The sequence below is a fragment of the Bradyrhizobium sp. HKCCYLS3013 genome (assembly GCF_051167615.1).
GTDB lineage: Bacteria > Pseudomonadota > Alphaproteobacteria > Rhizobiales > Xanthobacteraceae > Bradyrhizobium.
Genome location: NZ_JBNPTK010000019.1, coordinates 124899 through 139171, shown reverse-complemented (window position 1 = coordinate 139171; position 14273 = coordinate 124899). Strand labels below are relative to the sequence as shown.

The 14273-nt window shown below is 67.8% G+C and carries 8 protein-coding genes; 2 read left to right on the top strand and 6 right to left on the bottom strand.

Annotated elements, in window-relative coordinates; all coding sequences use genetic code 11:
• Positions 1-781 precede the first annotated feature (781 nt).
• A complete protein-coding gene (locus ACQR1F_RS27620) occupies positions 782-1885 on the top strand; it encodes a ferredoxin (protein WP_434898338.1) in 1104 nt (367 codons plus the stop codon).
• 55 nt (positions 1886-1940) lie between these two features.
• Positions 1941-3203 (top strand): 2Fe-2S iron-sulfur cluster-binding protein, encoded by a 1263-nt coding sequence (locus ACQR1F_RS27615; protein ID WP_316183516.1) that lies wholly within the window; start codon positions 1941-1943, stop codon positions 3201-3203.
• Between the two features lie 474 nt (positions 3204-3677).
• On the opposite strand, the gene ACQR1F_RS27610 is transcribed toward ACQR1F_RS27615, so the two are convergent.
• The 6 genes from ACQR1F_RS27610 to ACQR1F_RS27585 form a co-directional block, all read right to left on the bottom strand.
• Complete coding sequence (locus ACQR1F_RS27610; RefSeq protein WP_434914202.1) at positions 3678-4850, bottom strand: fumarylacetoacetate hydrolase family protein; 1173 nt, start codon at positions 4848-4850, stop codon at positions 3678-3680.
• A 73-nt stretch (positions 4851-4923) separates the two neighbouring features.
• Positions 4924-7968 carry an autotransporter outer membrane beta-barrel domain-containing protein gene (locus ACQR1F_RS27605; RefSeq protein ID WP_434914201.1) on the bottom strand — a complete coding sequence of 1015 codons (3045 nt, stop codon included), beginning with the start codon at positions 7966-7968 and terminating at the stop codon, positions 4924-4926.
• A gap of 201 nt (positions 7969-8169) precedes the next feature.
• Positions 8170-9123: a DMT family transporter gene (locus ACQR1F_RS27600; RefSeq protein WP_315802556.1), complete on the bottom strand. Its 954-nt coding sequence runs from the start codon at positions 9121-9123 to the stop codon at positions 8170-8172.
• Between the two features lie 197 nt (positions 9124-9320).
• Complete coding sequence (locus tag ACQR1F_RS27595; RefSeq protein ID WP_434914200.1) at positions 9321-10160, bottom strand: aldo/keto reductase; 840 nt, start codon at positions 10158-10160, stop codon at positions 9321-9323.
• 184 nt (positions 10161-10344) lie between these two features.
• Positions 10345-13038: a nitrate reductase gene (locus ACQR1F_RS27590; protein WP_434914199.1), complete on the bottom strand. Its 2694-nt coding sequence runs from the start codon at positions 13036-13038 to the stop codon at positions 10345-10347.
• A gap of 18 nt (positions 13039-13056) precedes the next feature.
• Positions 13057-14271, bottom strand: a complete 1215-nt coding sequence (locus ACQR1F_RS27585) for an NAD(P)/FAD-dependent oxidoreductase (RefSeq protein WP_434914198.1) — start codon at positions 14269-14271, stop codon at positions 13057-13059.
• Positions 14272-14273 lie beyond the last annotated feature (2 nt).

Below are 14273 nucleotides of genomic sequence, written 5' to 3'. Positions count from 1 at the left end.
AACATTCAACGCCATCTCCGAGAGCCGCCAAGAAAACGAGAATACCAAGCGTTAATTTGGTAAGTTAGCGCCAATGAGCTTAACCCTCATGGTGAGGAGCGCCGAAGGCGCGTCTGCGGACGATGCTGCGCATCGCCGGGCGAGCCACGAGGTCCGAGCAGGGACCTCGCCCTTCGAGACGCCCGCCTTCGGCGGGCTCCTCAGGGTGAGGAGAGGAGGCTTGCCGCGGGACTAAGTAGTCAGTGGCCAACACGGCGATCGTGGGCTCTCGTGAGGTTGGAGATGATGACCCATGTTCAACTCCGGCTTCGAAGCTAACCCTCATGGTGAGGAGGCGCGAAGCGCCGTCTCGAACCATGAGGCCCACGATGAGGCCGCATACTCGCCGCCTTGATCGCGCCTGCGATGCGTCACAGCGAAGGCCGTCATTGATCCAGATCAAACGCCCTCAAAAACACACCCCAGATCCCAATCAAATCCTTGATGTTCCTCGATTTGATCCAGATCAAACGGCCGCACGCCTACCGCAGCATGGCCCAGACACGTCCATATTGGCCGTCAAAAAGCGCCACATCTCGCCGTCAGATTCTGCGGCACAGCATGCGCTGATGACGCGAACTAACAGGCACGGCGGACCAACACGTCCGGCCCGAAATCGTCACACCAGCGCGCCCGTACAGAGAAACCAGCGTCCTGGAAAGCAATGCGAAACAACAGCGCTCAACGTTCGGCTCAACACGATTATGCTTCCCACCAACGACAGACCCGGCCACTCGCCCACGTGGCCGTGAACGTGGCACCGGCCCGGTATCAGCCGGCCGCACAGCCCGGCAGCCGCAGCACCGGACGCGGCGAGCGGCGGTTCTGGCTGACGATGCAGACGGTGATGCTGGCCGTCGGCGTGCTGCTGGTGAACCTGCTGCTGTTCTTTCCTGCGCTCGGCATCGCGCTGATGTGGAATCTGCTGATTCCCGTCGCGCCCGCCTTGGTGACGATCTCGCCCGGCCTGTGGCGCAACATCTGTCCGATGGCGACATTCCATCTGCTGCCGAACAAGATGGGCATCTCGCAGAACATCAGGATGCCGGAATGGGGCGCGGCGACGCTGGCGGTGATCAGCGTGACGCTTCTCTTCATCGTGGTACCGATGCGGCGCATCGGGCTCAATGTCGATGGCCCGCTGACGGCGGTCATGCTGCTGTCGGCCGCGGTCATGGCGTTCGCGATGGGCTCGGTGTTCGAGATGCGCTCGGGCTGGTGCACCTCGCTGTGCCCGATCCATCCGGTCGAGCGGCTCTACGGCACCAACCCGGCGCTGACCTTCAAGAACGCCCGCTGCAACATCTGCGAGGCCTGCAGCAATCCGTGCCCCGACTCCACGCCGGAGCTGACGCCGACCGCCGGCGTGCCCACCAAAGTCCAGCAGTTCCTCGGCAACTTCCTGATCGGCAGCTTCCCCGGCTTCGTCTGGGGCTGGTATCAAGTGCCGGACTATCCGCCGCAGCAGGTCGACCAGGCCGCGATCATCACCGCCTATGTGTGGCCGCTGGGCGCCGCGCTCATCAGCTACGTCGTGTTCAGGGTCGGCGAGCACATCCTGCGCTACAGGCCCGCCGCCCGCACCCGGATGCATCGCATCTTCGCGGCGGCGGCGATCAGCACCTACTACTGGTATCGCCTGCCCGGCCCGGCGTCATTGCTGCCGGACTGGTTTCCGCTGGTCTCGCATCTCATCACGACGCCGTTCTTCTTCTGGTTCCTGGTGCTGCGTTCGCCGAAGGTGAGCTGGCTGAAGCGGCCGGTGATGGCGTCGAACTACTGGTCGAGCCGATTCGAGAGCACGGCCAACAAGAATCTCATCCGCGTGTCGCCCGGCAAGGCGTGAAGCCCCGCGGTCTCGTCCCACCATCGTCACAGCGTATCCGATCGAGGAGTAAACCATGTCGAACTTCAGGACCGTCACCGTCAAGGGCCGCCAGTTCCGCGTCCGCGCGGGTGACGTGCTGCTCGATGGCGCGCTCGCCAACGGCGTCGAGATTCCGTTCGACTGCCGCGCCGGCACCTGCGGCACCTGCATGGTTCACGTCTCGAAGGGGCAGACGGTGTGCGGCGAGACGCATACGCAGGGCATGATCTATGCATGCCAGGCGCGCGTCGTCTCCGACCTCGACGTCGACGTGGAGGACGTGCCGGAGATCGATATCAGCAAGGCACGGCTGGTCGGCCTGCGCGAGGTCGCGCCAGATATCATGGAGCTGATGATCGCGCCCGAGAAGAGCATCAGCTATCTGCCGGGCCAGTACTTCAAGTTCACCTTCGCCGGCTATCCGGCGCGCGCCTACAGCCCGACCGCCTCGTTCGACGGCCGCATCGGCGGCCGCGTCATCCATCTCAACATCAAGAAGGTCCGTGGCGGCCGCGTCACGCAAGCGCTCGGCAGCGGCATCCGGCCCGGCCATCGGCTGCGCATCCAGGGGCCGTATGGTCACGCGTTCCTGCGCCCGGGCGGCGCCGGCCGTCTCGTCCTCGCCGGCAGCGGCACCGGCTTCGCGCCGATCTGGGCGATCGCGGCGATGGCGCTGCGCGAGAACCGCAGCCGTCCCATGGTGATCATCGCCGGCGCCAAGAAGCTGCCGCAGCTCTACATGACGCCGATCCTGGCGCAGCTCGCGCGGCTGCCGAATGTCACGATCATTCCGACCGTGGAGGAAGGCCCGATCAACCATCCGTCGATCCGCACCGGGCGGATCGAGCCGCACATGCCGACGCTGACGTCCTCCGACGTGGTCTATGCCTGCGGCTCGCCGCGCATGGTCACCGCACTTGCCGGCATGGTCGAGAAGGCCGGCGCGACGTTCTATGCCGACCCGTTCGATTCAGCGCCGCCGGAAGCGCCATCCGGCCTGATCGGGCGCATCAAGACGCTCGTGGCGCGACGTCCGCCCGAGCCTGAGCCGGGCCGTGACGGCGGCAGGGGGCGTGACGCGTCGCTCGATCCGTTCGAGCGGGCGTTGTCGCTGGTGCCGAAGGATCCGATCGACGACGATCTCGGCCTGCGCCGGTCGGAGCCACGGCGCAGCCCGGCCGCCGAACGCGACCACGCGCTCTCGCTGGTCCGCGAGCGCGCCGCGCGCGGCGATCCCGCCCAGCTGCAGGAGCGCCCGCGCCGCGTCGCCGGCGAAATGGCGTCGGGGCATGTGTGAGGCGAGTGAGGCGGCCGCTCCAATTCCCAACATCGCGCTCGCAAGCATGAAGGGGCGTAGAGCCGGCAGAGCCGTGCAGCCGTCCTTCGAGACGCCCGCCTCCGGCGGGCTCCTCAGGACGAGGGCTGAGTGTGCGGCGCGATCCTCAAGAGCTTCAAACCCTCTCCATGAACACGCTAACAGCGTGTTCATGGTCCCGTATGCAGCGGCTGCTCCGCCGCTTGCCCCTCATGGTGAGGAGCGCCGCATCGCGGCGCGTCTCGAACCACGAGGCCCCAAATGCCTCGATGCACACCGGTCGTCACTCCGGGGCGCTCGCGCAAGCGAGCGAGCCCGGAGTCCATAGCCACGAATAGACGTGGTGGAGCACGATCACTGAGAGCCGTCTGACTCACGACGGCTGCGGCGTATGGATTCCGGGCTCGCGCTGCGCGCGCCCCGGAATGACGGCGAGGATGGAGAGGCAGCCCGTCGTCAAATCAGCTTCCGCCGCGCGAGGCTGCGCATCAGGGCGCCGACGCCGAACGTCCACGGCTCGCATTCGTCGCTGTTGCGCATGCGGTTGACGAGGCGGCCGAGCTGCGGGGCTGAAATCGTGACGATGTCGTCGCGCTTGTGCGTAAAGCCCTGACCGGCTGCGTCGCGGTCCTTGACCGGTGCGAACATCGTGCCGAGGAACAGCGCGAAGCCGTCGGGATATTGATGCACGGCGCCGATGGTCTGCGCGACGAGGTCGGTCGGATCGCGGCTGATCTTGCTGATGGAGGAATGGCCGTCGAGCACGAAGCCGTCGCTGCCGGTCACGTTCAGCGCGACGTCCATCTTGCGGACGTCGTCCAGCGTAAAGCTTTTGTCGAACAGGCGCAGCAGCGGTCCGATCGCGCAGGAGGCGTTGTTGTCCTTGGCCTTGGACAGCAACAGCGCCGAGCGGCCCTCGAAGTCGCGCAGGTTGACGTCGTTGCCGAGCATCGCGCCGACGATCTTGCCGCGGCTCGACACCGCCAGCACCACCTCCGGCTCCGGGTTGTTCCAGGTCGATTTCGGATGCAGCCCGGCATCCATGCCGGTGCCGACCGACGACATGGTCGGCGCCTTGGTGAAGACCTCGGCGTCGGGGCCGATGCCGACCTCGAGATACTGGCTCCAGGCGTTCTGCTCGATCAGCACCTGCTTGAGGTGCATGGCCTGGTCGGAGCCGGGCTTCAGCTTGGAGAAATCGTCGCCGACGAGACGCACCACCTCTGTCCGGATCGCCTCGGCCGAGGCCGGATTGCCGCGCGCGCGCTCCTCGATGACGCGCTCCAGCATCGAGATCGCGAAGGTGACGCCGGCCGCTTTGAGCACCTGGAGATCAACCGGCGCCAGCAGCCACGGCTTGGCGGGATCACGGCGATCGGGGGGCGTGTTGGCGAGGATGGCGGCGAGGTCGCCGATGCGCGGCCCGCCCATGCCGCGCAGTGCAGCCGCGGGATCGTCGTGCTCGCACAGCGCGCTGACGGTCGGGAAGGCCGAGGTGACATCGTAGACGCCGTCATCGCGCACCGCCACGACGGCCGGACCATCGACGTCGGGCCGCCAGACCCGGCCGACCAGCGTTCCCTGGGTGCCGTCGTCGGGCAGCATGGTCTCGGGCGTCAGATTGATCATGGCGTTCTCCCTGGTGTCTCGTTGAGGCAGCCGTAGCATTGCTGCGAGAACGATCCAAGATGGGAGCGCGCGATCACCAGCTGTAGCGCACCGCGCCCTTGCCCGCGTAGGAGCGGCTGATGGTCGAGAACTCGCCTTCGAAGGTCGCGGCCGCCGACCAGCCGTTGCGCCAGGCGATTTCGGCCGAGGCCGTGGTGAGCGCGAGGTCGCGCGACTGCGCGGCGCCGTTGACGATGAAACTCGTGCCTGGCAGCGCCTGGAAGCCGGCGGTCATGGTGCGATCCGGGTTGAAATTGTGCGCCCAGGCGGCGCGGCCACGCAGCGACAGCACGCCGTCGGCGAGCGCAAACGACCGGTCGACGCGCGCGCCAAGCTCGATGCGCGCATCCGTCACGGTCTTGCCGGCATAGCTCAGCGCGAAGGTGCCCGCGCCGGAGAGCACCTGCTCGGCATAGGACGGCAGCACGTAAGCCGTCGCCTGCCCGCCGAGATAGGGCGTGACCCCGCCCCATGGCGTGGCGTAGCGGCGGCCAGCCTCGAGGCGAGCGGAATAGGCCGATGCATTGAAGCGGGCGCGGAGCTGGTCGACGCCGGCGACGGCCACGGTGCGGTCGGTGGTCACGTCGTGCCAGCCATAGGCGAGCGCGGCGGAGAGATAGTCCGGGCCGTTGCGATAGCGGGCGAAGGCGCCGGCCTGGAACAGGTCCGAGCGGCCGCTGCCGCCGCCATTGACGCTGAAGCTGGTGCCGCCGCCCGACAGCGCGAAGCCGGCCAGCCAGTTCGGCGACACGATGTAGTCGGCGCCGGCGGCGAAGCCGACCTCGCGGATGGTGGTGTCGTTCGAGCCGAGCGCGGCATTGCCGTCGGTGAACGAACCGCCACCAAACGGCGCCGCCCAGGTGCTCCAGCGCTCGTCGAAGCGCCGGGCCAAAGCGGCCTTGACCGGCATGCGCGCGAAGGCATCGCGCGGTGCGGCGCCCTGCCCTGCGTCGGCGAACGCCGCCGGAGCCGATGGGTTCGCACTGCGCCCGGCGACGAAGGGATCGGTCATCAGGCCAAGGAAGATCTTCATCGAGTCGAACATCGCCTGCTGCGAGGCGGTGGCGATCTCGCCGGACGCCTGCGTCAGGCCGGCCGGGGTCAGCGCGCCGAAGGCGAGCGGGATGCCGCCGGTGCGGTTGAAATAGCCGGTCGTGGTGTCCGTGACGTTCTGCTGGTTGGTGTTGGTCCCGGACGTGCCGAGCGTCAGGTTCAGATAGACGTTATTGGCGTCGTAGCTCAGGCTCGAGGAGAAGTTGGCCGGCAGGTTGGTGTTGACCAGCGTGTTGAAGGTGCCGCCGACGCCGCCGGCGGCGTTGACGATCGTGTACCGCTTGTTGACGTAGCTGCCGGGGGCGAACGCCGCCTGCACCGTGGCGCCACCCAGCGTCGCGGCGCCCGTCACGTTGACCCGGTCGGCATTGGCCGGCGACACCTCGACCATGTAGCTCGCGGCAGCCGTGAACACGAGATTGCCCTGCACCGTCAGCAGCCCGATCGAATTGCCGGGCGCCAGCGCGCCGCCATTGACCAGCGTGCTGCCGACGATGCCGTTGCCGCCGAGCGTGCCGCCGGCATTCACGGTCACGCTGCTGCCGGCGATCGAACCGTTGACGGCGAGGATGCCGCCATCGACCGTGGTCGCACCGGTGTAGGTGTTGATGCCGGACAGCATCAGCTTGCCGCTGCCGACCTTGGTCAGCGCGCCCGGTCCGACCGTGCCGCACTCGCACGGGTCGTAGTCGCTGATCACGCCGGAGACCTCGGTCGAGAGATTGTTGCCGCCAACCACCAACGTGTTGAAGGCGCCGATGTAATAGTTGCCGGATCCCGCCAGGGAGCCGGCGGTGATGCGGCCGTCGCCATTGGCCCCCGTGCTGCCGGAGAAGTCGACCACGCCGGTGCCGTTGGTCACGAACTGCGCGGCGCCGCCGGTCGTATTGTCGAGGAAACGGGTGCGACCACCGGCATTGGTGATGATCGTGGCGGAGCCTGCGGTCGCATGGTCGAAGAACAGGGTGGAAGCGCCGTCGTTGGTGGTGATGGTCGCATTCGCCGCGGTGGAATGGGCGTTGAAATGGATATGCCCGTCCATGTTGTTGGTGATCTCTGCGTTGCCCGCGGACGGCGTGTCGCTGCCGAAGCCCATCCCGAACATCAGGTAGGAATTGCCGCCATTGGTGATGACCGCGTTGGCGGCCGTCGCGGCATTGACGAACGCGACCAGGCTGAACGTATCATTCGTGATCGTCGCATTGCCGGCGCTGGTGTTGGCGTTGAACAGCGTGCGGCCCTGATGGTTGGTGATCACGGCGTTCCCCGCCGTCGCCGTATCGGTGCCTCCGGCGACGCCGAACGCCGTCGTGGCGATCGACTGGTTCACGATCGTCATCGTGCCGGCGGAGCTCGCGCCGAGGAAGTTGGTGGTGCCGCCATCATTGGTGAGCGAGACGATGCCGGACGTATCGGCCCTGACGATGTTGAAGATGCCGAAATTCGACACGTCACCGATGATGCGGGCGGTGTGGGTGGCATCGCCGAGCTGCAGGGTCGCGCCGTTGCTGATGAAGGTGCCGCCCGAATAGGAGTTGTTGCCGAGCAGGATGGTGGTGCTGTTGCCGAGCAGCTCGGCGCGCACGCCGGCAACGGTCTCGCCGAGATTGTTGTTGATCGTGATCGTCTGGCCGGAATTGGCGTTGTTGATGAAGCCCCAGCCGGAGCCGGCGACGCCGAAATTCACGTCGGCGCCGCCAATCGAATAGGACTGGGCGTTGCTGAGGAAGATCCAGGAATCCGGATTGATCGGCGCGGTGACCGTGATGGTCGATGCGCCGGTGGCGCCGAACAGCGCCTCCTGGCCGCTCGATGCCGGCGGCGCGCCGGCCGGCGGGGTCTCCCAGTTGGTCGCGAGGTTGTAGTCGGAGGTCGCAGTCGAAGAGCCGGTGCCGCCCCAGGTGTAGTCGGTCTGGGCCTGCGCCGACGTCGTCGGCCCGAGCCCGAAGAGCCCGAGCACGAGCCCCAGCGCGCCCCACACGCCTCGCGCCGTCGGACGCCCCGCCGTTTCGACCCGCCTCTGCACGCAATCCCCCGATCTTGCTCTGCACCCCGTGATGCAATCCAAGACCTAGCAGGCGCGCGGCGCCCGCCGAGATCGACGGCGTCCCTGTTTCTTGTTTGAAATCAGCGCGTTACGCGTTTGATCGCGGTTGTAGCGGACGCGCAACGCATCCACCCAAAAAGTCGCCCCCCGCAATGGCCTGGGGGACGTGCGACCGATGGCTCACGGATTCGGCGAGCTCTCGCCGGCGACCTGCAGCAGTTGCGAGCGACGGACGCGCTCGCGATGGGCAGTGTAGAGGCCGCTGGAAACGATGAAGGCGGCGCCGACGATGGTCCAGACGTCCGGCACCTCGCCGAACACCAGGAAGCCGAGGATGCTGACCCACAGCAACTGGGTGTAGGAGAACGGCGCCAGCACCGAGGCGTCGGCATAGCGGAATGCCAGCACGACGATCCACTGCCCCATGGTCGAAGCGACGCCGACCAGCACGCCGAAGGCGATGTCCTGCCAGGACGGCGTGGTCCAGACGAACGGCACGATCGCGGTGAGCACGCAGACGCCGGCGATCGACGAATAGGTCATGATCGTGATCGCGTGCTCGCGCCCGCTCATCATCCGCGTCATGATCAGGGTGCAGGCCCAGGCAAAGGCCGAGACGATCGGAAACAGCGCGGCAAGATGGAACGCGCCGGTGCCGGGGCGAAGAATCACCAGCACGCCAAACAGGCCAACCGCGGTTGCGACCCAGCGCCGCAGGCCGACCTTCTCGCTGAGGAAGATGATCGACAGCGCGGTGACGAACAGCGGCGCGACGAAGCCGGTGGCGGAGGCCTCGGCGATCGGCAGGTAGCGTAAACCAGTGATGAACATCAGCGACGAGCCGAGCAGCGCGACGCCGCGCAGCAACTGAAACTTGAGCTGCGCGGTGCGCATCGCGAACAGCGGCGAGCCCGGGATCATCGCCGGCACCATGATGAGCGCGAATACGACGAAGCGGATCCAGGTGATCTCGATCGAGGGCAGCGTCTTCGACAGATATTTCGCCGTCACGTCCGAGGTGCCGAGGAACACGGTCGACAGCAGGATCAGCGCAATGCCGCGGAACGGCCGGTCGGCGCGGGCGGGCGCGCGCTTGCGCCGGGCCTGCGGCTTGTCCTGCACGGACGTCGGCACGTCGTCGAGGCGCGCGGCGGCGGCCGCACTCGGGGGCGGGGTCACGGTCGAACTCGAAGGTTGGCAGAAGCGACGATTCGGTGAGTGGCGACAAAACGCCAATCACGGCCGCGGGACAACCCATGGAAAGCGGGCAGCCGATATGCGCTGGCTACGCGCCGAGGTAGCAAACATCCGTAATTTTCCGTGATGCTGCGCTACAGCATGGGCAGCCCACGCGGCTTCGGCCCGCGCGGAAAGGCGCGATCGATCGCGGCGATCTCGGCCGCGGTGAGCTCGATGTCGCCGGCCGCCGCATTCTGCTCGGCATGTTCGGGCCGCGACGCCTTGGGGATCGCGAACAGCGACGACGCCCGCGTCAGGAAGGCGAGCGCGACCTGGCGCGGCGTCGCGCCGTGCTGCTCCGCGATCCGCTGCAGCACCTCGCCGCCGGCGCTGCGGCGTTCCGGAAAGTCGTCATGGCCGAACGGCGAATAGGCGACGACGGCGACGCCGCGCTGGCCGCACCACGGGATGACGGCATGCTCGATGGCGCGCTCCTGCAGGTGATAGAGCACCTGGTTGCAGGCGATCCTGCCCTCGCCGGCGACCTTCAGCAGCTCGTCGAGATCGTCGACGTCGAAATTGCTGACGCCCCAGGACGCGATCTTGCCGGCGGTCTTGAGCTCCTCGAACGCTGCTACCGTCTCCGCGAGCGGATAGGAGCCGGGCCAGTGCAACAGATAGCAGTCGAGCCGGTCGGTCTTGAGCCGCTTCAGCGAGCGCTCGCAGGCGGTGATGGTGCCACGGCGGGAGGCGTTGCTCGGCAGCACCTTCGACACCAGGAACACGTCGTCGCGCCGGCCGGCGATGGCTTCGGCGATGACGAGCTCGGCATCGCCATACATCTCCGCGGTGTCGATGTGGCTCATGCCGAGATCCAGGCCGCGCCGCAACGTGGCGATGGCGCGGCTGCGGTCGGCGTGGTCGAGATACCAGGTGCCCTGCCCGATCACGGACACACCGGCGCCGCCGGTTCCGAATGTCTTGTGCTTCATGGCGGCGAGCATAGAGGATGGAGCGCGCGACGTCGATTGGCGCTCCCCAGGAACGTCATTCCGGGGCGACGCGTCAGCGTCGAACCCGGAATCTCGAACTTGGTTTGCACCGGCTCGTTTCCGCCATGTCGAGATTCCGGGTTCGGGGCCTTGCGGCCTCGCCCCGGAATGACGGCGGGCTTTGCTAGCTCGCCACCTTCACCGACGCCTCGGCCTGCGCCGGCGTCTGCGCGATCAGCCGCTTCATCTCCGGAATGCACGAGCCGCAATTCGTTCCCGCCTTGAGCTGCGCGCCGATCGCGGCGGGCGTGCGCGCGCCGGCGGCGATCGCATCGCAGATGGTGTCGCGGCCGACGCCGAAGCAGGCGCAGACGATCGGGCCGCCGCCGACGCCGTCGGGCGCGCGGCCGGACAGCAGCATGCGGCGCTGGTCGTCGTCGAGACGATCGGCTGAAAACATCGTCTTCACGACGTTCCAGTCGCCGGCATCATGGCCCGGTCCGACGAAGACGCAGGTCTCGATGCGGTCGCCGCCGAAGGACGCGGCGCGATAGACGCCGCCGCCGACGTCCATGTAGTCCGTGACATCGTCGGTGGCGCGCGCCTTGAACCACGCCGGCCAGCGCATGAGGTCGCCATTGTCGGCGAACAGATAGCCGAAGCCGCCCTGCACCGTCGCCCGTGCCCACCACAGATGGGACGGCAGTGCGAGCTCGCTGCGCGACAGGATGAAGCCGCGGAAGACGTACTCGTAGGGGCTGATCGCGGCCGGCGTCGCCTTGGCCTCGGGCTGGCCGGAGAACGGATCGGTGTGCGAGGCGACGAGCGCGCCGACGCGGCCATGCGAGGAGTTTGTCGCGTTCCAATGGATCGGCGCGAACAGCATGCCGCGCTGCTGCCGCTCGCTGACCACGACCTTGAGGATGCACCGGCCGTGCTCGGTCGTCACCTTGGCGAAGCCGTCATGCATCAGGCCGTAGCGCAGCGCGTCGTCCGGATGCACCTCGACGAACGGCTCCGGCAGATGCGCTCCGAGACGCGGGCTCAACCCGGTGCGCGTCATGGTGTGCCACTGGTCGCGGATGCGCCCGGTGTTCAGCCGCAGCGGCCGCGCGGCATTGGTCTCGCTGCGCAGCGCCGGCACCTCCGGCGCGACGAAGCGGGCCTTGCGGTCGCCGGTGAAGAAGGCGCCGTCGGCGAAGAAGCGCGGCGCGGGCGGCTTGCCCGCGCGCACCGGCCATTGCACCGGGGCCATCGTGTCGTATTCGTCGTCGCTGAGGCTCGCCAACGCGCCGATGTCGAAGTCGCGGCTGCCGTCGTTCTCGAACCCCGACAGCGCGGCGTGCTCGCGGAAGATGTCCGCGGCGGAGCTGTAGTCGAAGGCGGAAGCGAAGCCGAGCCGCTTGCCGACCTCGCTGAGGATCCACCAGTCCGGCATGGCCTCGCCGGCCGGCGCCATGAAGGCGCGCTGGCGCGAGATGCGCCGCTCGGAGTTGGTGACCGTGCCCGACTTCTCGCCCCAGGCCTGCGCCGGCAGCAGCACGTGCACGCCAGCATCCACGGTGTCGTTGGCGCGGACGTTCTCGGAGACGACCAGCAGCTCGAGCTTCTTCAGGGCCGACAGGACGAGATCGGCGTCCGGCAGCGACACCGCGGGATTGGTGCCGATCACCCACAGCGCCTTGATCTCGCCGCGCGCGATCGCCTCGAACATCGCGACCGCCTTCAGCCCTTCGTGGGTGGCGATATCGGGCGCCTTCCAGAAGCGCCTGATACGGTCGATGTCCGGCGGCGTGAAGCCCATATGCGCGGCGAGCTGGTTGGCGAGCCCGCCGACCTCGCGGCCGCCCATCGCGTTGGGCTGGCCGGTCAGCGAAAACGGCCCCATACCCGGCTTGCCGATGCGCGCGGTGGCAAGATGGCAGTTGAGGATCGCATTGACCTTGTCGGTGCCCTGAGCCGACTGGTTGACACCCTGCGAGTACAAGGTGACGACCTCTGGCGTGTCGCGGAACAGCTTGAAGAAGGCGGCGACATCGGGCTCGGACAGACCGGTGGCGAGCGCGGTCGCCGCGGTGCTGCCGGCAAGGCTGCGCGCGCGCGCCAGGGTCTCGTCGAAGCCAGACGTATGGCGCGCGATGTAGTCGCTGTCGAGCGCGCCGTTGTCGGCGAGATGCACCAGCAGGCCGGAGAACAGCGCCGCATCCGTGCCGGGCCTCAATCCCAGGAACAGGTCGGCTTCTTCAGCCGTGTCGGTACGGCGCGGATCGATGACCACGAACCTGGCGCCGCGCGTCTGCTTGTTGGCCAGCATGCGCTGGTAGAGCACCGGGTGGCACCAGGCGGCGTTGCTGCCCACGAAGACCAGCAGATCGGCCCGATCGAGATCCTCATATGTGCCGGGGACGGTGTCGGCGCCGAAGGCGCGGCGGTGGCCGGCGACCGACGACGCCATGCACAGCCGCGAATTGGTGTCGACATTGGCCGAGCCGAGAAAACCCTTCATCAGCTTGTTGGCGACGTAGTAGTCCTCGGTCAGCATCTGGCCCGAGAGATAGAACGCCACGGCGTCCTCGCCGTCGCGGGCGACGATGTGCTTGAGGCGGGTCGCGACGTGATCGAGCGCATCGCTCCACGCCACCCGCTCCATGCCGCCCTTGCAGCGGATCATCGGATAGAGCAGCCGGCTCTCGAGCCCGAGCGTCTCGCCGAGCGCCGAGCCTTTGGAGCAGAGCCGGCCGAGATTGGCCGGATGCGACGGATCGCCGGAGATCGCCGCGCCGCCGCTGCCGTCGGGCGTGGCGAGCACGCCGCAGCCGACGCCGCAATACGGACAGGCGGTGCGCACCGTGCGCAACTTGGGATCAACAGTCGTCATCGTGCGAGACCCCCTCTCTCACGCTGCCCGTGGCCGCGCCGCGGCGCGGCCGAACATCATCTCAGTCCGCATCGCCGCGACCGGCTCGCGGCTGCGGATCAGGTCGCGATACCACAGAGCATCCCTGGTCTCCCCGATCAGCACGGCGCCGGTGAGGCGCCCGTCGGCGATGACGAGCTTCTTGTAGATGCCGCGCCTAGCATCGTTGAGCACGATCGTCTCGCTGCCCTCGACACCAACGAAATCGCCGGCCGAGAACACCGACACCCCCGACACTTTCAGATTGGTCGAGACGACGCTGCCGCCATAGGCCGCCTTGCGTCCGGCCAGATGCTGCGCCAGCACCCGCGCCTGCTCGTAGGCCGGTTCGACCAGCCCGTAACAGGTGCCGCGGTGCTCGGCGCATTCGCCGAGCGCGAAGATGCCAGGCGCCGAGGTCTGCATCGCATCGTCGACGACGATGCCGCGGTTGACGGCGAGCCCCGCTTCCTTTGCCAAGTTCACATTCGGCCGGATGCCGGCGGCGAAGATCACCGCGTCCGCGGCGAGGCGGCGCCCGTCGGCCAGCTCGACGCCTTCGACCCGGCCGTTGCCGTGGATGGAAGCGGTGCTGGCATTGAGCAGAACCTCGATGCCCTTGCGCGCCACCAGCGACTTGAGCAGCGCGGCGGCCGGCGCATCGAGCTGCCGCTCCATCAGCCGGTCCATCAGATGCAGCAGCGTCACCTTGGCGCCGGCGCGCGCCAGGCCATAGGCCGCTTCCAGCCCGAGCAGCCCGCCGCCGACGACCACGACGCGGCCCTTCTTGGCCGCCAGCGCCAGAAGCACGTCGGTGTCGCGGCTGTCGCGGAACGTGTGCACGCCCGGCAGATCGGCGCCCGGCACCGGCAGCCGCAGCGGCAGCGAGCCGGTAGCGAGGACCAGGCGCGAGAACGCCACGTTCTCATCGTTCTCGATCTGCAGCTCGCGGCGGCCGACATCGATGCCGGTCACGCGCGCACCGTATTTCAACGTCACGCCGCGCTCGCGCCACCAGGATGCCGGCTTGAGCTCGATCTCGTGGGACGCGGCCTCGCCGGCCAGCACCGACGACAGCAGCACGCGGTTGTAGGCCAGCCGCGGCTCCTCGCCGATGACGGCGATCGCGTAGCGGCCGAGCACGGTCTGCGACAATTCCTCCGCCAGCTTTGCAGCGGCCATGCCGTTGCCGACGATGACGAGCGGTTCACTCAAAG